17 protein-coding genes are annotated in these 20,031 nt (G+C 62.2%); 8 read left to right on the top strand and 9 right to left on the bottom strand.

The annotated features are described in order from the left end of the window. Window positions 1-76: 76 nt before the first annotated feature. Complete coding sequence (gene yjgA / locus DWF74_RS20520; RefSeq protein WP_102861144.1) at window positions 77-598, top strand: ribosome biogenesis factor YjgA; 522 nt, start codon at window positions 77-79, stop codon at window positions 596-598. Window positions 599-646: 48 nt separating this feature from the next. Here the strand turns inward: yjgA and tldD are convergent, their stop codons facing one another. The 8 genes from tldD to mreB form a co-directional block, all read right to left on the bottom strand. Then, on the bottom strand, window positions 647-2,089 hold the full coding sequence (tldD, locus tag DWF74_RS20515) for a metalloprotease TldD (protein ID WP_102861143.1): 1,443 nt from the start codon (window positions 2,087-2,089) through the stop codon (window positions 647-649). Window positions 2,090-2,115: 26 nt separating this feature from the next. After that, window positions 2,116-2,955, bottom strand: a complete 840-nt coding sequence (locus DWF74_RS20510) for a carbon-nitrogen hydrolase family protein (protein ID WP_102861142.1) — start codon at window positions 2,953-2,955, stop codon at window positions 2,116-2,118. Between the two features lie 58 nt (window positions 2,956-3,013). Next, a complete protein-coding gene (locus DWF74_RS20505) occupies window positions 3,014-6,817 on the bottom strand; it encodes a YhdP family protein (protein ID WP_115581607.1) in 3,804 nt (1,267 codons plus the stop codon). A 75-nt stretch (window positions 6,818-6,892) separates the two neighbouring features. After that, on the bottom strand, window positions 6,893-8,350 hold the full coding sequence (gene rng / locus DWF74_RS20500; protein WP_102861140.1) for a ribonuclease G: 1,458 nt from the start codon (window positions 8,348-8,350) through the stop codon (window positions 6,893-6,895). Between the two features lie 56 nt (window positions 8,351-8,406). Then, window positions 8,407-9,012: a Maf family protein gene (locus DWF74_RS20495; protein ID WP_102861139.1), complete on the bottom strand. Its 606-nt coding sequence runs from the start codon at window positions 9,010-9,012 to the stop codon at window positions 8,407-8,409. Between the two features lie 43 nt (window positions 9,013-9,055). After that, entirely contained in the window at window positions 9,056-9,547 is a 492-nt protein-coding gene (mreD, locus tag DWF74_RS20490; RefSeq protein ID WP_102861138.1) for a rod shape-determining protein MreD, read from the bottom strand. Next, window positions 9,547-10,608, bottom strand: a complete 1,062-nt coding sequence (gene mreC / locus DWF74_RS20485) for a rod shape-determining protein MreC (protein WP_240322073.1) — start codon at window positions 10,606-10,608, stop codon at window positions 9,547-9,549. The genes mreD and mreC overlap by 1 nt, the downstream gene beginning before the upstream one ends. A 178-nt stretch (window positions 10,609-10,786) precedes the next feature. Then, window positions 10,787-11,824 (bottom strand): rod shape-determining protein MreB, encoded by a 1,038-nt coding sequence (gene mreB / locus DWF74_RS20480; protein ID WP_002555108.1) that lies wholly within the window; start codon window positions 11,822-11,824, stop codon window positions 10,787-10,789. A gap of 211 nt (window positions 11,825-12,035) precedes the next feature. Here mreB and gatC point away from each other — a divergent pair, with 211 nt between their 5' ends. The 6 genes from gatC to DWF74_RS20450 all read left to right on the top strand — a co-directional run bounded on the left by gatC (window position 12,036) and on the right by DWF74_RS20450 (window position 17,202). Further along, the gene (gene gatC, locus DWF74_RS20475) at window positions 12,036-12,323 is read left to right on the top strand and encodes an Asp-tRNA(Asn)/Glu-tRNA(Gln) amidotransferase subunit GatC (protein WP_011059250.1); all 288 of its coding nucleotides are present in this window, start codon (window positions 12,036-12,038) and stop codon (window positions 12,321-12,323) included. Window positions 12,324-12,339: 16 nt separating this feature from the next. Further along, window positions 12,340-13,791 carry an Asp-tRNA(Asn)/Glu-tRNA(Gln) amidotransferase subunit GatA gene (gene gatA, locus DWF74_RS20470; protein ID WP_115581606.1) on the top strand — a complete coding sequence of 484 codons (1,452 nt, stop codon included), beginning with the start codon at window positions 12,340-12,342 and terminating at the stop codon, window positions 13,789-13,791. Window positions 13,792-13,801: 10 nt separating this feature from the next. Then, on the top strand, window positions 13,802-15,247 hold the full coding sequence (gene gatB, locus DWF74_RS20465; protein ID WP_115581605.1) for an Asp-tRNA(Asn)/Glu-tRNA(Gln) amidotransferase subunit GatB: 1,446 nt from the start codon (window positions 13,802-13,804) through the stop codon (window positions 15,245-15,247). Window positions 15,248-15,329: 82 nt separating this feature from the next. Further along, window positions 15,330-15,710 carry a septal ring lytic transglycosylase RlpA family protein gene (locus DWF74_RS20460; RefSeq protein ID WP_110596015.1) on the top strand — a complete coding sequence of 127 codons (381 nt, stop codon included), beginning with the start codon at window positions 15,330-15,332 and terminating at the stop codon, window positions 15,708-15,710. A gap of 77 nt (window positions 15,711-15,787) precedes the next feature. Then, window positions 15,788-16,825, top strand: a complete 1,038-nt coding sequence (locus DWF74_RS20455) for a calcium/sodium antiporter (protein ID WP_240322072.1) — start codon at window positions 15,788-15,790, stop codon at window positions 16,823-16,825. Continuing rightward, entirely contained in the window at window positions 16,822-17,202 is a 381-nt protein-coding gene (locus DWF74_RS20450) for a carboxymuconolactone decarboxylase family protein (RefSeq protein ID WP_102861132.1), read from the top strand. The genes DWF74_RS20455 and DWF74_RS20450 overlap by 4 nt, the downstream gene beginning before the upstream one ends. Window positions 17,203-17,270: 68 nt before the next feature. Here the strand turns inward: DWF74_RS20450 and DWF74_RS20445 are convergent, their stop codons facing one another. Further along, complete coding sequence (locus tag DWF74_RS20445; RefSeq protein WP_115581603.1) at window positions 17,271-18,212, bottom strand: AEC family transporter; 942 nt, start codon at window positions 18,210-18,212, stop codon at window positions 17,271-17,273. Between the two features lie 166 nt (window positions 18,213-18,378). Between DWF74_RS20445 and DWF74_RS20440 the strand changes: the two genes are divergently transcribed. Further along, window positions 18,379-20,019, top strand: a complete 1,641-nt coding sequence (locus DWF74_RS20440; RefSeq protein WP_115581602.1) for a phospholipase — start codon at window positions 18,379-18,381, stop codon at window positions 20,017-20,019. The last annotated feature ends 12 nt before the right edge of the window (window positions 20,020-20,031 follow it).

The raw sequence follows: 20,031 nt of genomic DNA, 5'->3' as shown, positions 1-20,031 counted from the left end.
AGGCCGGCGAGCGACCGGGCCGGACAAGCGGCCCTCGACTGGTTATCATGGCGGCGTTTCTTTGCGGACTGCCACCATGGTTGATTCTTACGACGACTCCCTCGATGGGGAGAAAAGCAAATCCCAGGTCAAACGCGAGCTGCATGCTCTGGTTGATCTCGGCGAGCGCCTTACCACTCTCAAGCCTGACTTGCTGAACAAACTGCCGTTGACCGACGCCTTGCGCCGGGCCCTGGCGGATGCGCCCAAGCACGTCGCCCATATCGCCCGAAAGCGCCACCTGCAATTCATCGGCAAGCTGATGCGTGACCAGGACACCGACGCGATTCTGCAACTGCTCGACCAACTCGACGCCTCCACCCGGCAGTACAACGAACGTTTCCATAACCTGGAACGTTGGCGTGACCGCCTGATCGGCGGCGGCGATGACGTTCTGGAAAAGTTCGTCAGTGAATACCCGGACGCCGATCGCCAGCAACTGCGCTCCCTGATTCGTCAGGCCCAGCACGAGGTGGCCCATAACAAGGCGCCGGCCTCCAGCCGTAAAATCTTCAAGTACATCCGCGAGCTGGACGAGACCCAACGCGGTCTGCGTTGAGTCCTCCACGGGTGAGCTGCCCAGCAGTTCACCCGGCGCCCTCTTCTCTTATGCCCCTGTGCCACCCACGGTGATCGCATCGATCTTCAAGGTCGGCTGACCGACGCCTACCGGCACTGATTGCCCGTCCTTGCCACAAGTGCCAACGCCGCTGTCCAGGGACAAATCGTTGCCCACCATCGACACTCGGCTCATCGCTTCAGGACCGTTGCCAATCAGGGTCGCGCCCTTGACCGGTGCGGTGATCTTGCCGTCTTCGATCAGATACGCCTCGCTGGTGGAAAACACGAACTTGCCGCTGGTGATGTCCACCTGGCCGCCGCCAAGGTTGGCGCAATAGATGCCTTTCTTCACCGAGGCGATGATTTCCGCCGGATCGCTTTCGCCAGCCAGCATGTAGGTGTTGGTCATGCGCGGCATCGGCAAGTGCGCGTAGGACTCACGACGCCCGTTGCCAGTGCGGGCCACGCCCATCAGGCGGGCATTGAGTTTGTCCTGCATATAGCCCTTGAGCACACCGTTCTCGATCAGGGTGGTGCATTCGGTCGGGGTGCCTTCGTCGTCCACACTCAGGGAGCCGCGACGCCCAGCCAGGGTGCCATCGTCGACGATGGTGCAAAGCTTGGAAGCCACCCTCTCGCCCATGCGGCCGCTGTAGGCCGAGCTGCCCTTGCGGTTGAAGTCGCCTTCCAGGCCGTGGCCCACGGCTTCGTGCAGCAGCACACCGGACCAGCCGGAGCCGAGTACCACCGGCAAGGTGCCCGCCGGTGCCGGAATGGCTTCGAGATTGACCAGGGCCTGACGCAGCGCTTCACGGGCATAGCCCATGGCCCGATCTTCAGTGAGGAAATAGCGGTAATCGGTACGCCCGCCGCCACCATGGCCACCGCGCTCGCGGCGGCCATTCTGCTCGACGATGACGCTGACGTTGAAGCGCACCAACGGCCGCACATCCGCCGCCAGGCCGCCGTCCGTCGAGGCCACCAGAATCCGCTCCCAGACCCCGGCCATGCTCACGCTGACCTGCTGGATACGCGGGTCCAGAGCACGAGTCGCCGCGTCCACTCGCTTGAGCAGTTCGACTTTCTCGGCCCGGCTGATGACTTCCAGAGGATTGTCCGGCGCATACAGTTGCGCCACGTCCTGGCTGGTGAAGGCCTGCACCGTACCGTTCTGTCCGGCCCGAGAGATCGAACGCGCAGCACGGGCCGCCAGTCCCAGGGCTTCCAGGGTGATGGCGTTGCTGTAGGCAAAGCCGGTCTTCTCCCCGGACTGCGCACGCACACCCACCCCTTGGTCGAGGTTGAAACTGCCTTCCTTGACGATCCCGTCTTCCAGGGACCAGGACTCGGAAATCTGCCCCTGGAAATACAGGTCGGCGGCATCGATGCCCGGGCCGGCCAGATCCCCCAGCACGCCCTGCAAGCTTTCGATGGTCACGCCGCCAGGGGCTAGAAGATGTTCACTGACTGAGGACAACAACCCGCTCATATGCTTTGGCCTTAAATTCGTCGTACTTATGCAAGCCGTTGAACGCCTTGCGAGAAAATGCGCCGGTGACTGACCACCGGCATCCGCGCCCGAATGGACGCCTGTTCACTGCTGTCGCGCTCGGCCAACAGCACGCCCTCACCTTGATCCTGCTCCGCCAGCACGCGTCCCCATGGGTCGACGATGGCCGCATGGCCGTAGGTTTCCCGTGGGCCGGGATGCACGCCACCCTGGGCCGCCGCCAGCAGGTAGCACTGGGTTTCAATGGCCCGGGCCCGGATCAGCACCTCCCAATGGGCGGCGCCGGTCACCGCGGTAAAAGCCGAAGGCGCGGTAATCAGTTCAGCGCCGGCGGCGCGCAATTCGCTGTACAGCTCGGGAAAGCGCAGGTCATAACAAACCGTCAGCCCCAACCGACCCACCGGCGTATCCGCCACTACCACGCGGTCTCCATGAGCATAGTCATCGGATTCGCGATAGCGTCCGCGATTGTCCGCCACGTCGACATCGAACAGATGCAGCTTGTCGTAGCGCGCCACAATCTGTCCCTGATCGTCCACCAACAATGAACAGGCGTTGGCCTTGGCCTCGGGCTGATCCTCGGGGGGCAGCGGCAAGGTGCCGGCCACTATCCATAACCTGAGGTCGCGGGCGGTCTGTTTCAACCATGGCAGGATCGGACCTTCGCCCAGGGCTTCGGCGCGACCGATGGCTGCCATGTCGCGGCGGCCCATGGCGGCGAAGTTTTCCGGCAGCACGGCCAGCTTGGCGCCAGCAACGGCGGCTTGCTCAAGCAGGCTCCGAGCCTGGTTCAGATTGGCCAGCACATCGCTCTGACTGACCATTTGAATCACCGCAAGAGACATGGCGAACTCCTTGTAGGGTAGGCCGCCATGCTACTCCATAGGCACGAATCGAGGATTCTCAAAACGGCTTGTCGAAGGTGATTTGGGGATCTTTCCACGGGCCTTTGACGTTGTATTTGACGCTGGCAAAGCGCGCCACGCGGTCTCCGATCAGCTTGTCGATCAGGAACAACGCCCCGCCCACCGCAGGCGCCCCGACGATCAGCGCGGCAATCGGCAGGTTGTTGGTGACCGGCAGGGTCACCAGCAGCTTGGCGTCCACCTGATCGGCCACCATATCCAGGGTGCCATTGAGCTCCAGATTGCTCGACGGCCCCGTGAGGGTGATCGGCTCGCGAGTGACATACACGCCATTGCTCGCCGCCAGCACGCCCTTGACCCGGTCATAGCTCAAGCCCTTGCCGAACAGGTCGGAGAAGTCCAGGCGCAGGCGCCGGCCGATGGAGTTGAAGTTGAGCAGGCCGAATACCCGCAGGGCCTGGGCCCCGCCTTCGACTTCAACGAACTGTCCCTTGCGCAGGGTGGCGTCCAGGCTGCCGGAGAAGCGCTTCAAGCCCACCCAGGCCGGTGAGCCCGGCCAGCGGCCATCGACATCCAGGTGAAAGTCTTCACTGGTTACGGTCGGTGCGAAGCCCCAGCCCTTGAGCACATCCGCCAGGTTCTTGCCACCAATACGGCCACGGTACCAACTGCTGCTGGCACCGGCCTGACCTTCCCAGCCCCCCTCGCCTTGCAACTGCATGCCCTTGAGGCCCAGGTCCAGGCCATTGAAGACCATGCCCTTGGCCGTCGGCCGAACCTTGAGCGCCCAGCGACCGATCAGGTCCTGGCCCTGGAACAGTTGGGCAATGGAAATATCCAGGGGCGGAACGTTCTTCGGGTCCACTGAAGCCAAAGGATCAGGTGCATTTTCATCGGTCTGGGCCGTCGGGTCGGCGGCCGGCAGGCGTACGTACGCCATGTCGATGACCATTGGCGCCACCTTGGCATCGGGAATCCCGACTTTGCCCTTGGCCTGTTGACTGTCGATCTGCAGCTCCCAGGCAGAGGGCTTGCGGCTCAGCAGCAGGTTGACCTGATCCAGCGAGGTGCCGAAGGCGCTGAGCTTGCCGACCTTGAAGTCCGCACTGCTGAGCAACTGCTTGGCGCTGCCCCCCGGGTCCTTTCCAGCATAGCGATCCACCAGGGCCTTCCACGGTTCCACATCCAGCTCGGAGAGGATCCCCCGTATCCGCAGCCCTTTGCCAGGAGGCAGCAAGGCCGCACCATCGCCGAGGAACAGTTCGCCCCGACCCTCGGCGAGCTTGCCGCTGGGCGCCGCGAAAGTGAAGTCGGCCAACTCGCCGTATTTGAACCAGTAGCGCCGCTCGGCCCCTTGCAGGGTCATGCGAAACACACTGTTACGCCCGGTGCTGGCAGCCATGCCAAACGGCGCCGGCAGGTCCACCGCCACGCCCTTGAGGCTGGAGTTGACCATCAATTGACTGTCGGCACCGTCAAGGTTCAGTTGCAACTGAAAGGGCACTTCGCCGGACACCGGCAACGGCTGGCTGACTTTCAACCAGTCGGTGAGTTTCTTCACCGTAACCTGGCCCTTGGCAACCACCCGGGTATTGGGCTTGCCTGGCTTGCCATCGGCAAAGATCTGCGCCGTGACCGGCCGATCGAAAGCCTGGGCGCTGATGCCTGTACCGCTCAGGCCCCTGGCACTGTCAAAGCGGAAGTCGCCCTTGAGCTGGGTCAGTTCCAACTCGGGTTCACTGAGTTTGAGGCGCGCCTTGTCAGTCTTGAAGTCCACCAGGATCTTCGGTTCCTCGCCCTTGACCAGGGGGATGTCCAGGTTCAGCTTGCCTTGCAGGTCACCCTCGCCCTGCCAGCCGGCAAAGGTCGATGCGGTGCCGATCGGTGCTTCCTGCAGAATCTTCACCCCGTCACCCAGGCCGCCGGCAAAACTGCCGTCGATGAACATGTGGCTGCTCTGACCGGCAACAGAATGGGGAATGTTGACGAAAACATCCCGCACCTTGGTATCCAACAGCTGCCCCTTGCTGGCGACGATGCGTACGCCGCTGTCTTCGACGAACACGTCGCCGCTGATCTTGCTCAGGTGCGGCCAGCCCGGCTGGAACGCCAGTTCGGCGTCATGCACCTTGAAGAACAGGCTGATGCTGCGAGCCGCCTCGATAGCGTCATGGTTCAGCGAACCCTGGTATTGGAAGAACCCCTCATCCACCGCGCCCTTGAGGATCGCCGTACGCAGCCATTCATCCAGCGCCGGACTGAGCACCTGGGGCAGGTACTTGGCGGTGTAGCGCCCATCGCCGTCCACCAGGCCGACCCGCAGGTCCATGTAGTCTTCCTGGCTGTGGTCGAAGTGCAGCCGGATCAGGAAATCGCCGGCAATCTTGCCCTCTTCCCCCAGCACCTTGAGGTAGGGCGCGATCAGGGTGAAACCTTGTTTGTCGAGTTTCCAGGTCAGGGTGGCGTTGGCCTGGATGTACTGCCAGGGCTTGGCGAAGATCGGGTACAGGTGCAGGGAGAAATCCTTGCTGTCCATGCGCAGCTCGCCCTTACCCAGGTCGCCGCTGATGCTGCCACTGACGTTTCGCGCCGCCGGAGCGCCGTGATAGGCGTCGAAGCCGACCCGATCAAGGTTGGCGGCAAAGCTCAGCCGCTGGTCGCCGGTGTTCTGGGGGCGATAGTCGAGCAGCACATTGCGCAGCCCGCCGCTAACCTTCAAGCGCTCGATGGTGGTGGCCAGGCCTTGCGGCAAAGGTGCCAGGGCATTGAGGATCGGCGTGAGCGGCGTCAGGTCCAGGCGGTCGGCTTGCAGATGCCAGAGTTCTTCACGGTTATCGCCGGCCTGGGTTTGCTGCAGTTGCAGGCGCGATTCCCAGCGGGTTTCGCCAAGGCTCAGCGCCAGGGAATCGAGTTGTACCTGCAGGCCCTGATCGCTGCGCTGGAAGAAGGCATTCAACGCCAGATTCTTCAGGGTGACTGGCGTGCGCTCGGCATAGGCGCCGGTGAGCTGTGGCGCATTCAAGCGCAGCGCCGCGCTCTGCACTGTGCCCTTGGCCCAGGTCAGCCACAGCTCGCCACCGGCCTTGAGTTCGGAGAGTTTCCATTGCTGAGTGACACGGGCCGGAAGCCAGCGCGACCAGTCACTTTGCGGCAGGCTCAGGTACAGCTCGGCCCGGGCGTCGCGCCATGCATCCGCCTGGATGCGTGTGCGCAGGTTGACGGCCAGGGGCTGCCCGTCCGGCAGGGTCAGGCGCAGGTCCAGGCGCTGGCGGCTGGGACCGGTGCGCAGATTGAGTCCGACATAGGTCAGGGCCAGCGGCGAATGATCCTGCGGCAGCAAAGTGACTTGGCTGTCCAACAGGGAGAGTTCCGCGACTTGCTGCAAGCGAGTCAGCAGTTGTCCCGGATCCATGGGTTGGTCCTGCTGCATTGGCAGGCCTTGCAATTGCCATTGGCCGTCCGCGCCTTCCTTGAGGCTCAGACTCAGACCGCTGAGCTCCAGGCGCCCTATGCGCAGGTCACGGGCCAACAGGCTGCCGAGCATGTCCGGGGCCACGCTGACCTGGTCCAGGCGCAGGGCGTTGGCCCCCTCGCCCACCATCACATCGTGTGCCAGGAGAATCGGCGACAGTCCGCTCCAACGCCCTTCCAGGCTACCGATATGCACCGGCAGCCCCACGGCCTGCTGCACCTTGGCTTCGACCTCGGCCTGGTACTCAGCCACCAGCGGAGTCAGTTCCCGACCCAGGCTGACGTACAAGGCCGTCACCACCAACAGCAACGCGCAGGCACCCAGCCCCCAGCGAATCAGCGTGGTGAACAAGCGGATCAGCCGCTCCATCTCAGTTGGCTCCCATGGCAAAAGTCATGCAAAAAGCTGAAGCCAGCCGTTTCCAGTGGTGTAAAACACGGGAAATCAGAGCAGCACCACGTCGTATTGTTCCTGGGAGTACATGGTTTCGACCTGGAACCTGATGGTACGGCCGATAAAACCTTCCAACTCCGCCACATTGCCCGACTCTTCGTCCAGCAGACGATCCACCACTTTCTGATTGGCCAGCACTCGATACCCTTCTGCCTGATAAGCCCGGGCCTCACGGAGGATTTCACGGAATATTTCGTAACAGATGGTTTCCGGGGTCTTCAGCTTGCCCCGTCCCTGACAACTGCTGCAGGGCTCGCAGAGCACCTGCTCCAGGCTCTCGCGCGTGCGTTTGCGGGTCATCTGCACCAGGCCCAGTTCGGTGATGCCGATGATGTTGGTCTTGGCGTGATCGCGCTCCAGTTGCTTCTCCAGGGTCCGCAGTACCTGACGCTGATGCTCCTCGTCTTCCATGTCGATGAAGTCGATGATGATGATCCCGCCCAGGTTGCGCAGGCGCAGCTGCCGGGCAATGGCGGTAGCGGCTTCGAGGTTGGTCTTGAAGATGGTTTCCTCAAGATTGCGATGACCGACGAAGGCCCCGGTGTTGACGTCGATGGTGGTCATGGCTTCCGCCGGGTCCACCACCAGATAACCACCGGACTTGAGTGGCACCTTGCGCTCCAGGGCCTTCTGGATTTCATCCTCGACGCCGTACAGGTCGAAGATCGGCCGCTCACCGGGGTAGTGCTCCAGGCGATCGGCGATTTCCGGCATCAGCTCGGCAACGAACTGAGTGGTCTTCTGGAAGGTTTCCCGGGAGTCGATGCGGATCTTCTCGATTTTCGGGCTCACCAGATCCCGCAGGGTACGCAGCGCCAGGCCCAGGTCTTCGTAGATCACATTGGGCGCGCCAATGGTCTTGATCTGAACGCCGATCTGATCCCAGAGCCGACGCAGGTAGCGAATGTCCATCAGGATCTCATCGGCACCGGCGCCCTCGGCGGCAGTACGCAGGATGAACCCGCCCGCCTCCTTGATGCCTTCCTGGGCCACGCAGTCGCTGACCACCTGCTTCAAGCGCTCACGCTCGGCTTCATCCTCGATCTTCAGCGAGATGCCGACATGGGCGGTACGGGGCATGTACACCAGATAACGTGAAGGAATCGACAACTGGGTGGTCAGTCGGGCGCCCTTGGTGCCGATGGGGTCTTTGGTGACTTGCACCACCAGGCTCTGCCCTTCATGCACCAGGGCACTGATGCTTTCCACCGCCGTACCTTCACGGGTGGAGATTTCCGCAGCATGAATAAACGCTGCGCGGTCCAGGCCGATATCGACGAAGGCGGCCTGCATGCCAGGCAATACCCGCACCACCTTGCCTTTATAGATGTTGCCAACGATACCGCGGCGCTGGGTCCGTTCGACGTGAACCTCTTGCAGCACTCCGTTTTCGACCACCGCCACCCGTGATTCCATCGGCGTGATGTTGATCAGAATCTCTTCACTCATGGCAGTGTCTCGTTCAGGCGTGTTCATAGAAGGCCGCAGCAGTCGGGTACGGCGCTTTAGCGCACTGGAAGGTTTTGCCAACAGGGTATGCCGAAATGGCCAAGCAGTTCTGCGGTTTCGCACACCGGCAAGCCAACCACAGCGGAGTAACTGCCATTGAGCCCTGACACAAACACCGCCGCAAGCCCCTGGATTGCATAACCGCCGGCCTTGTCCCGAGGCTCGCCGCTGGCCCAGTAGATGCTCGCTTCCTCAGGGGAGATGGCGCGAAACCGCACCAGGCTGCGCACCACTCTCGACTCGCAGCGCTCCCCGTCGAGCAGGGCAATGGCGGTCAACACTTCGTGCTCGCGCCCGGCCAGCGCCATGAGCATCGCCAGGGCGTCGGCCTGGTCCAGCGGTTTGCCGAGGATCCGCCCGTCCAGCACCACGGCCGTATCGGCTCCCAGCACACAGGCCGGGGCCCGGGATTCGCTGCTGGTGATCAGGGCGCGCCCGGCCGCCGCCTTGCCACGGGCAAGACGCTCGACATAAGCCGCAGGGGATTCATCAGCCAGCGGAGTTTCATCGATATCCGCGCTGATGGCGGTGAAGGGCACACCGATCTGGGTGAGCAGCTCACGCCGACGGGGCGAACCGGAAGCGAGGTAAAGCGGATTCATCAAGACATCTCCCTGTCGAGGTGCGGGCCAATGCCTGACCGAATTAATTGATTTTGAAACGTCGGCGCAACCCACGCAGACCAAAGCTGACCCACGGCCACAACAGCGCACTGACCAGGGCTGGCAGGACCAGCGCCAGGGTCGGCTGGCGATTACCGGTCAGGGCGCTGAGCCAGAGTTGGACCAACTGCGCCAAGCCAAAGATCACCAGGATCACCAAACTCTGCTGCCACATCGGGAACATCCGCAGACGCTGTTGCAGGGACAGCACAAGGAAGGTAATCAGCGTCAGGATCAAGGCGTTCTGCCCCAGGAGCGTGCCGTAAAGCACATCCTCCGCCAGCCCAAGGCACCAAGCCGTGACCATGCCCACCTTGTGCGGCAGGGCCAGGGCCCAAAAGGCCAGTAGCAGGGCCAGCCATAGCGGGCGCAGGATTTCCATGAACTGAGGCAAAGGCGACACACTCAGCAGCATGCCGATCAGAAACGTCAGCCAGACGATCCAGCCGTTTTGCGAATAGGTGCTACCCGCCATTATTCTCTTCCTCCGGTGGTGGCCGGTGCCGCAGCCGGAGGCTTGGCCGCCGCCGGTTTCACCACAGGTTTATTGACCGGCTTGGCCGGAGCATGGGCGGCCGGTTTGACCGGAGTCGCTGGTGCAGTCGCGGGGGCGCTGGCAGGGGCTGCGGTCGCGGCTGGAGTCACCGCAGGCTTGGGCACCGTGGTCGGCACCACCGGGGTGGTATTGCCACCCTGCTGGTCCTGGGCTTCCTGAGCCTGGGCCGCATCATTGGCCCGCTCTTCGGCCGTGCGCGGATCACTGAATACCAGTAACAGGTAACGGCTGCGGTTCAGCGCGGCAGTGGGCACCGCTCGCACAATGGCGAATGGCTGACCGGAATCGTGGATCACTTCCTTGACCGTGGCCACCGGATATCCAGCGGGGAAACGCTGGCCAAGGCCCGAACTGACCAGCAAATCGCCTTCCTTGACATCGGCGGTGTCGGCCACGTGGCGCAACTCCAGGCGCTCCGGGTTGCCAGTGCCACTGGCAATGGCCCGCAGGCCATTGCGATTGACCTGTACCGGAATGCTGTGGGTGGTGTCGGTGAGCAGCAGCACGCGGGACGTGTAGGGCATCAACTCCACCACCTGTCCCATCAGGCCACGGGCATCGAGCACCGGCTGACCGAGAAAGACGCCATCGCGCTCACCTTTATTGATGATGATGCGGTGGGTGAAGGGGTTCGGGTCCATGCCGATCAACTCGGCCACTTCAACCTTCTCGTTGACCAGTGCCGAAGAGTTGAGCAACTCGCGCAGACGCACGTTCTGCTCGGTCAAGGCGGCAAGCTTTTGCATGCGCCCCTGCAGCAGCAGGTTTTCGGTCTTGAGTTTTTCGTTTTCAGCGACCAGCTCGGTGCGACTGCCGAATTGACTGGCAACGCCCTGCCATAGCCGCTGCGGCAGGTCGGTGATCCAGTAGGACTGCATCAACACCAGCGACATCTGGCTACGCACTGGCTTGAGCAGTGTGAAGCGGGCATCGACCACCATCAGTGCGACCGACAGTACGACCAGCACCAGGAGGCGCACGCCCAATGAGGGGCCTTTGGCGAAAAGCGGTTTAATAAGCCGCTCCTCCCAGGCAAATGTTGTGTTTATTCATACGGCATCAAACCGGCCTGGATGCAGATTGACAGAAGATAAACGCCACAGGCAGCACTGCAAAGTGCTGCCTGTGAGCGCAACAGCATAGATGCAACCGGCGAAGTTACTCGCTGGAGAGCAGGTCCATGGTGTGTTTGTCCATCATTTCCAATGCACGGCCACCGCCGCGAGCAACACAGGTCAGCGGATCTTCGGCAACGATCACCGGCAGACCGGTTTCCTGGGCCAACAGCTTGTCCAGATCACGCAGCAGAGCGCCACCACCGGTCAGCACCAGACCGCGCTCGGCGATGTCCGAAGCCAGTTCCGGAGGCGATTGCTCCAGGGCACTTTTCACCGCCTGAACGATGGTTGCCAGGGACTCCTGCAGAGCCTCCAGCACTTCATTGGAGTTCAGGGTGAAGGCACGTGGCACGCCTTCAGCCAGGTTACGGCCGCGTACGTCGACTTCACGCACTTCGCCGCCTGGATAGGCAGTACCGATTTCCTGCTTGATGCGCTCAGCGGTGGACTCACCGATCAGGCTGCCGTAGTTGCGACGCACGTAGGTGATGATGGCCTCGTCGAAACGGTCGCCGCCAACACGTACGGATTCGGCATAAACCACACCGTTCAGGGAGATCAGGGCGATTTCAGTGGTACCACCACCGATGTCCACGACCATCGAACCACGGGCTTCTTCAACCGGCAGGCCGGCACCGATCGCAGCGGCCATTGGCTCTTCGATCAGGAACACTTCACGGGCACCGGCGCCAAGGGCCGACTCACGGATGGCACGACGTTCAACCTGGGTGGACTTGCATGGAACGCAGATCAGCACACGAGGGCTGGGCTGCAGAAAGCTGTTTTCATGAACCTTGTTGATAAAGTACTGCAGCATCTTTTCGCAGACGCTGAAGTCGGCGATCACGCCGTCCTTCATCGGACGAATGGCGGCAATGTTGCCCGGAGTACGACCGAGCATGCGCTTGGCCTCAGTACCAACCGCAACAACACTTTTCTGATTACCGTGGGTCCGAATGGCCACAACCGATGGTTCATTCAGGACAATACCGCGCTCGCGCACGTAAATAAGGGTGTTGGCAGTGCCCAGGTCAATGGAAAGATCGCTGGAAAACATGCCACGCAGTTTCTTGAACATGGGAAAGGGACCCTAGGCAACGCGTGGGTAAAAAAGTGCGGCAAACTCTAACAACGACAGGGATTTTGGGCAAGGCGCCAATATGTTAAATTGGCCGCTTTTCTGTGCACCAAACCCCACAATCGCGGCCATAAGACCGTAGAAATGCGGTAGTGTTCCGACAATCTAACACGCGGACGAAATCCGTTTTTGTTTTCCACTGGAGAATCCCATGGCGCTTGAACGCTCCGACGTGGAAAAAATCGCTCATTTGGCCAGCATCAAGCTCAATGAAGGCGATCTTCCACACATCACCTCCGCCCTTAACAGCATTCTCGGGCTGGTGGATGAAATGCAGGCAGTCGATACCGATGGTATCGAGCCCCTGGCCCACCCTCTGGAAGCCAGCCAGCGCCTGCGCGCAGACGTTGTGACCGAGTCCAATCATCGCGAGGCCTATCAGTCCATCGCACCAGCGGTCGAAAGCGGCCTGTATCTGGTTCCGAAAGTCATCGACTAAAGGGAAAGAGCCTGCAATGCACCACATGACTCTGGCCGAGATCGCCCGCGGCCTCGCCGACAAGAAGTTTTCCTCTGTAGAACTGACCCAGACCCTGCTGGCGCGCATCGCTCAGTTGGATCCGCAGATCAACAGTTTCATCAGCCTCACCCAAGACCTGGCCCTGGGCCAGGCCAAGGCCGCCGACGAACGTCGCGCCAACGGTGAGAGCGGAGCCCTGCTGGGCGCACCGATCGCCCACAAAGACCTGTTCTGCACCCAAGGCATCCGCACCAGCTGCGGTTCGAAGATGCTCGACAACTTCAAGGCGCCCTATGACGCCACCGTGGTCGCCAAGCTGGCCGCGGCCGGAGCCGTGACCCTGGGCAAGACCAACATGGACGAATTCGCCATGGGCTCGGCCAACGAGTCGAGCTGGTACGGCGCAGTGAAAAACCCGTGGAACCTGGAGCACGTGCCCGGCGGTTCGTCCGGTGGTTCCGCCGCCGCCGTAGCCGCGCGCCTGCTGCCTGCGGCCACCGCCACCGACACCGGCGGTTCGATCCGCCAACCGGCCGCCTTCACCAACCTCACCGGCCTGAAGCCGACCTACGGTCGCGTTTCCCGCTGGGGCATGATCGCCTACGCTTCCAGCCTCGATCAGGGTGGCCCGCTGGCACGCACCGCCGAAGACTGCGCGATCCTGCTGCAAGGCATGGCCGGCTTCGACCCGAACGATTCCACCAGCATCGATGAACCGGTGCCGGACTACAGCGCCGGCCTCAGCGGCTCGCTGCAGGGCCTGCGCATCGGCGTGCCGAAGGAGTACTTCAGCGCCGGTCTCGACCCGCGCATCGCCGAACTGATCCACAACAGCATCAAGGAGCTGGAAAAGCTCGGTGCGGTGATCAAGGAAATCAGCCTGCCGAACATGCAGCACGCGATTCCCGCGTACTACGTGATCGCCCCGGCGGAAGCCTCCTCCAACCTGTCGCGTTTCGACGGCGTGCGCTTCGGCTACCGTTGCGAGAACCCGGCCAACCTTGAAGACCTGTACAAGCGCTCCCGTGGCGAAGGCTTCGGCAGCGAAGTGCAGCGCCGGATCATGGTCGGCGCCTACGCGCTGTCCGCCGGCTACTACGACGCCTACTACCTCAAGGCGCAGAAAATCCGTCGCCTGGTGAAGAACGACTTCATGACCGCTTTCAACGAAGTCGACATCATCCTCGGCCCGACCACGCCCAACCCGGCCTGGAAGCTCGGCGCCAAGAGCAGCGATCCGGTCGCCGCGTACCTGGAAGACGTCTACACCATCACCGCCAACCTCGCGGGCCTGCCGGGCCTGTCGATGCCGGCCGGTTTCGTCGACGGCTTGCCGGTCGGCGTGCAACTGCTCGCCCCGTATTTCCAGGAAGGCCGCTTGCTCAACGTTGCGCACAAGTATCAGTTGAACACTGACTGGCACACCCGCACCCCAACCGGCTTCTGAGGAGACACACATGCAATGGGAAGTCGTGATCGGGCTGGAGATTCATACCCAGCTCACCACTCAATCGAAGATTTTCTCCGGTAGCTCCACCGCCTTCGGTGCCGAGCCCAACACCCAGGCCAGCCTGATCGACCTGGGCATGCCCGGCGTACTGCCAGTGCTGAACCAGGAAGCGGTGCGCATGGCGGTGATGTTCGGCCTGGCGGTAGACGCCGAGATCGGCCAGCACAACGTGTTCGCCCGCAAGAACTACTTCTACCCGGACCTGCCCAAGGGTTACCAGATCAGCCAGATGGAGCTGCCAATCGTTGGCAAGGGCCACCTGGACATCCCTCTGGAAGACGGCACCATGAAACGCGTCGGCATCACCCGCGCGCACCTGGAAGAAGACGCCGGCAAGAGCCTGCATGAAGAGTTCAACGGTTCTACCGGCATCGACCTGAACCGCGCCGGCACGCCGCTGCTGGAGATCGTGTCCGAGCCGGACATGCGCAGCGCCAAGGAGGCCGTGGCCTACGTCAAGTCGATCCACGCGCTGGTTCGCTACCTGGGCATCTGCGACGGCAACATGGCCGAAGGCTCGCTGCGTTGCGACTGCAACGTCTCGGTCCGCCCCAAGGGCCAGGTCGAGTTCGGCACCCGCTGCGAGATCAAGAACGTCAACTCGTTCCGCTTCATCGAGAAGGCGATCAACAGCGAGATCCGTCGCCAGATCGATCTGATCGAAGACGGCGGCAAAGTGATCCAGCAGACCCGCCTGTACGACCCGAACAAGGACGAAACCCGTCCGATGCGCAGCAAGGAAGAAGCCAACGACTACCGTTACTTCCCCGATCCGGACCTGCTACCCGTGGTTATCGAGGATTCCTTCCTCGACCAGGTACGCGCCACCCTGCCAGAACTGCCACCGCAGAAACGCGAGCGCTTCCAGGAGCAGTTCGGCCTGTCGGTCTACGACGCCAGCGTCCTGGCCACCAGCCGCGAGCAGGCGGACTACTTCGAGAAAGTCGCCAGCATTGCCGGTGACGCCAAGCTCGCCGCCAACTGGGTCATGGTCGAACTGGGCAGCCTGCTCAACAAGCAGGGCCTGGAAATCGACGCAGCCCCGGTCTCGGCCGAACAACTGGGCGGCATGCTGCTGCGGATCAAGGACAACACCATCTCCGGCAAGATCGCCAAGACCGTGTTCGAAGCCATGGCCAATGGCGAGGGTAGCGCCGACGAGATCATCGACAAGCGCGGCCTCAAGCAAGTCACCGACAGCGGCGCGATCTCCGCGGTGCTGGATGAAATGCTCGCGGCCAACGCCGAACAGGTCGAACAGTACCGCGCCGCCGACGAGGCCAAGCGCGGCAAGATGTTCGGCTTCTTCGTCGGCCAGGCGATGAAAGCTTCCAAGGGCAAGGCCAACCCGCAACAGGTCAACGAGCTGCTGAAAAGCAAGCTCGAAGGCTGATCGAAAAATGCAGCCTTGGCTTGTCAGTCGAAATCGCGGGGATGCAAGCCCGTCTTCGCTGGCAAGCCAGCTCCTGCGAATAATGACTCCCCGTCCCTGGTTCGTGGCCTGTGCCCTGCTCGCTCTGCTCACGGGCTGCGCCAGCAGCCATATCATCGACCCTCGAGGTTATGACCAGACCGGGACAGCCTCCTATTACGGCGCCCGCCATCATGGCAAACGCACCGCCAGCGGCGAGCCCTTCGATCAGAACGGCCTCACTGCGGCCCATCGCGAACTGCCGTTCGGCACCCGAGTGCAAGTCACCAACCAGGGCAACGGCAAAAGCGTCGTGGTCCGTATCAACGATCGTGGCCCGCACACTCGCGGCCGCCTGATCGACTTATCCCGCGCTGCCGCGCAACAGCTGGGCATGCTGCGCAGCGGCACCGCCAAAGTACGCATCCAAGCCCTCAGCGACTGACCGACGGAGCCCGAGCCATTACCGCCTTTGCCGAACTGCCCCTGCTCAGCCTGATCCAACTCATCAGCGGCCTGGTGATGCTGATCGTCGGCGCCGAGTTGCTGGTGCGTGCCGCAGTACGTTTGTCCGCACGCCTGCATGTACGTCCGCTGATCATGGGCTTGAGCATCGTCGCCTTCGGCAGCAGCGCGCCGCAGATGGCCATCAGCCTGCAGGCGACCCTGGCCGACAACACCGATATCGCCGTGGGCAGCGTGATCGGCAGCAGCATCTTCAACATCCTGGTGACCCTGGGTCTATCGGCCCTGATCATTCCGCTGCGGGTATCGCGACAGCTGGTGCGCCTGGACATCCCGCTGATGATCGGTGCCAGCCTGCTGGTATTCATCCTGGCCTATAACGAGCGTCTCAGCCCCTCCGACGGCGTCATCCTGCTGGCGGCCCTGGTGCTGTACCTGCTCCTGCTGTTGCGCCAGTCGCGGCACTCGGCACGCCATCACCTGCCCGCTCCAGCCGGCCAGCGCGGTTTCGCGCCCAGGTTCAGCAGCATGCTGATGGTGCTTATCGGCCTGGGGCTGCTGGTCTTCGCCGGACACTTGCTGCTAGGCGCCGCCGTCACCGTGGCCGACGACCTGGGCTTGTCGGAGCGGGTCATGGGACTGACGGTGATTGCCGTCAGCACCTCCCTGCCCCAGCTCGCCACTTCCCTGCTCGCGGCCCTGCGGGGCCAGCGGGATATCGCCGTGGGCAATGTCATCGGCAGCAATCTCTTCAACTTGCTGGGGGTCCTGGGGTTTACCGCCCTGGTGGCTCCGACGCCGCTCTCGGTTTCGCCCAACGCCCTGGATTTCGACTTGCCGGTGATGCTCGGCGTCGCGGTGCTGTGCCTGCCGGTGTTCTATTCGGGGTATCGCGTGACCCGGGCCGAAGGCTTGCTGTTTCTCGGCCTGTACCTGGCCTATGGGCTGCACGTGGTGTCCTTCACCACGGGCATGCCCCTGGCGGGCAAGCTGGAACACTTGATGCTGTTTTTCGTCCTGCCAGCGCTGGTGGCGTTTCTGCTGTTCAGTTCGCTACAGGCCTGGCGCCGCCAACACAAGAGAGAAGCGCCATGAGCGAAAACAAGAAAAGCGGACTGCAAATGCGTCGCCAAGTGATGGGCGACGCCTTCGTCGACCGAGCTCTGGGCAACGCCACCGAATTCACCCAGCCACTGCAGGAGTTCGTCAACGAACACGCTTGGGGCGGCGTGTGGAACCGTGATGGCCTGCCGTTGAAAACCCGTAGCCTGATCACCCTGGCAACGCTGACCGCGCTGAAGTGTCCCCAGGAGTTGAAGGGCCACGTGCGTGGCGCCCTGAACAACGGCTGCACCGTGGAAGAGATACGTGAAGCGCTGCTGCATTGCGCGGTGTATGCCGGAGTGCCGGCCGCCATCGATGCGTTTCGCGCAGCCCAGGAAGTGATTGACGCTTATCAGCAGCCGCAGTGAACCCGTTGTTCGCCGACAAGCCGCCTCCTGGCACCGCCTTGTAAGAGCCGGCTTGCCGGCGAACAGCTTCAGATCCACCCACCCCACTGCAACACAAAGATCCCAATGTTGGTGGTCACTGCCGCCATCAGGGTGGTGATGACGATAATGGCCGCCGCCAGCTCATGATTGCCATTGGCCGCCCGGGCCATGACATAGCTCGCTGCAGCAGTCGGACTGCCGAAATACAGAAACAGAATCCCCAGTTCCGCCCCGCGAAAACCGCATAACCAAGCGCCAAAGGTTGCCAGCGTTGGCAGGCTGACCATCTTCAGCAGGCTGGAGCTCACGGCCATCCGCCCACTGTTGCGCAAGGCCGCCATGGACAACGTGCCGCCGATGCAGATCAGCGCCAGAGGCAGACTCATCTGTGCCAGGTATTTTCCCGAAGTCTCCAGCCAGCCGGGAAGGCTGATCTGCCAGTAGGCAAACGGCGCAGCCACCAGCACGCTGACAATCAACGGATTGCTGAACACACTTTTGCAGATGCTCCAAGGGTCGGACTTGATCGCCGGGCTGTAGACCGCCAGGACCACCGTCGACAGGGTGTTGTAGTAAAGAATCACCAACGCGGCGAGCAGCGCCCCCAGGGAAATCCCGTAATCCCCATACATGCTGGCTGCCAGGGCCAGGCCGATGATCGCGTTATTGCCGCGAAACGCCCCCTGGGTATAGATCCCCCGATCCACCTTCGGGCAACGCCAGATGGCCCAGCCCCAGGCCAGGGCAAAACAGACCAGGGTGGCCAGCGAAAAGTAGATCAGCACGCCAGGCTTCAGTGAGGCATGCAGGTCGGCATGGACAATGCCGAGAAACAGCAAGGCCGGCATGGTGACGTTGAACACCAGGGCCGACGCCGTATGGATGAAGTTGTCGTTGATCCACCCCACCCGCTTGAGTAGCAGCCCCAGAAACAGCATCGCAAACACCGGCGCAGTGATCGCCAGGGTTTCGAAAAAAATAGCCAGCATGCGCGGGGGGACCTTGAGCCTGTCGTTAGGGCGCTAATGATAATCCAATCAACCCGCCCTCACGTAACCGTCTTCTTGACGGCGTGTCATTTTCAATTATGCTCACGACAACTGTATATACATACAGTTAAACCAAGCATAACCATGACATATCAAGGAGCTAGAAATGTCAGGACTCTCTGCACAGATGCAGCAACAGCCACAACAGGCCGGCAAGATCATTGCCGATCTGGACCGTTTGTTCACTGAACAAGGCGTCGCCATTTCCGGCGATGGCGACACCCTGGTGCTGGTCGCCGACGGCCACCACACCATCAAGTACCACCGCCCGGAAGATTTGCCCCACACCCCGCAAAAGTCCGCCAGGGGCCTGCCTCAATTGCGTTTTGAGGGCGGTGAACACACCGCCATTGGCGACAGCACCCTGCTGCGCTTCGTCAAGGATGCGCCGGCCATTCCCGCGTGGCAGGTCGAACTGCACCTGCCCAACGGCCTGGCCCTGACTTACGGCCAGGTGGTTGCGCTCGGCGGCGATTTCTACGGTATTCCCGAGCAGCCGATCTGCGAAGGCGCAACGCCGGCTGATCGAGTGCAACGCTTTACCGCGGCCTTCAACTCCCTGGCCGTACTGCCGGCGGCGAAAGACGAAGCCCGACAGATCCTCGCGGTGATGCAGAAGGAAATCGTTGCCGCCAACCAGGCGATCCGCGACGGCAAACAGCCCCACGAAGCCTATGACGCCCTGGGCGATACCCTGTCTGAAGAGTGGAACCGGATCACCGGCGGCGGCAGCGTGGTCTCCGCCCTGTTCCCTCTGGGGCGCTACCTGAAGCTGGCGGCCAACAATGCCGACCATTTTGGCGAATGGGCCCTGGCGGCGTATATCGCCGGGCACACGGCCGCCCTGCAACAAGCGGTACTGGCGGGCAAGACTGCCGACGACAAGCAACTGGAACTGGCCTACGCGATGAACGCCTTCGCCGACCACTTCCTCACCGACCTGTTTTCTGCCGGCCACGTACGAGTGCCACGCAAACAGGTGGCGGCGGTGGTCACCCCCAGCGACCTGGGCTCGCTGATTACCCGTTTCATGCACGACGAGGACAGCAAGTTCGGCCTCAATGTCAGTAACGCCCAGGGCGACCGCTGGCACGCCTACGGCGACAAGCGTTATTTCGACAGCGTCGATCATCGCAATCGCCAGCAGGTGAAACAGGCGGTGCAGCGTTCGGCAGACGAGATCTTTACCAGCTACCTCAGCGGCAACCTGCCGGCGCCCGCCAGTTACGCGGCCCTCAAGGCCTTGCCGGACCTGAATGCCGCCAAGAGCGGCAACTTCTCGCCACTGTTCGTGATGAGCGGTGACAAAGTGCTGCGCCGCAGCGACGTCAACAATCTCAATGACAGCAAGACCATCGACAACTGGTGGGGCTGGAGCACCTACCTGCTGCTGAAGAACTACAGCCCGAACAAGCCGGCGGGCTACCTGGAAACCCCAAGCGCGGTCCCGACAATCCTGGCCGATGGCTGGCAAAGCCACACCCCCAGCGAGCCCAACTGGCTCCCTGGCCAGGCGGTGCGCTATGCCCTCAGCGAAACCAACGGCTTGAACGAGTCATACATCGGTCCCTGGTCGGCCTACATGGAACTGAGCGACAGCTTCCAGCCGACCTTGAGCATCCCGGCCGGCACCAGCAACAGCAGCGCCACCGGACGCAATGTGTTCCGTCAGTTCCGCGGTGGCTCGCCGGAGCTGATCGGCTCCATCGACAAGAACGCCAGCCGCTTCATCGACCGTCACGCCTGATAAGGAAATCAC

Origin of the sequence: Pseudomonas protegens (genome assembly GCF_003363755.1) — a bacterium.
Classification (GTDB): Bacteria; Pseudomonadota; Gammaproteobacteria; order Pseudomonadales; family Pseudomonadaceae; genus Aquipseudomonas; species Aquipseudomonas danubii.
This window is presented reverse-complemented; position numbering and strand designations above follow the sequence as displayed.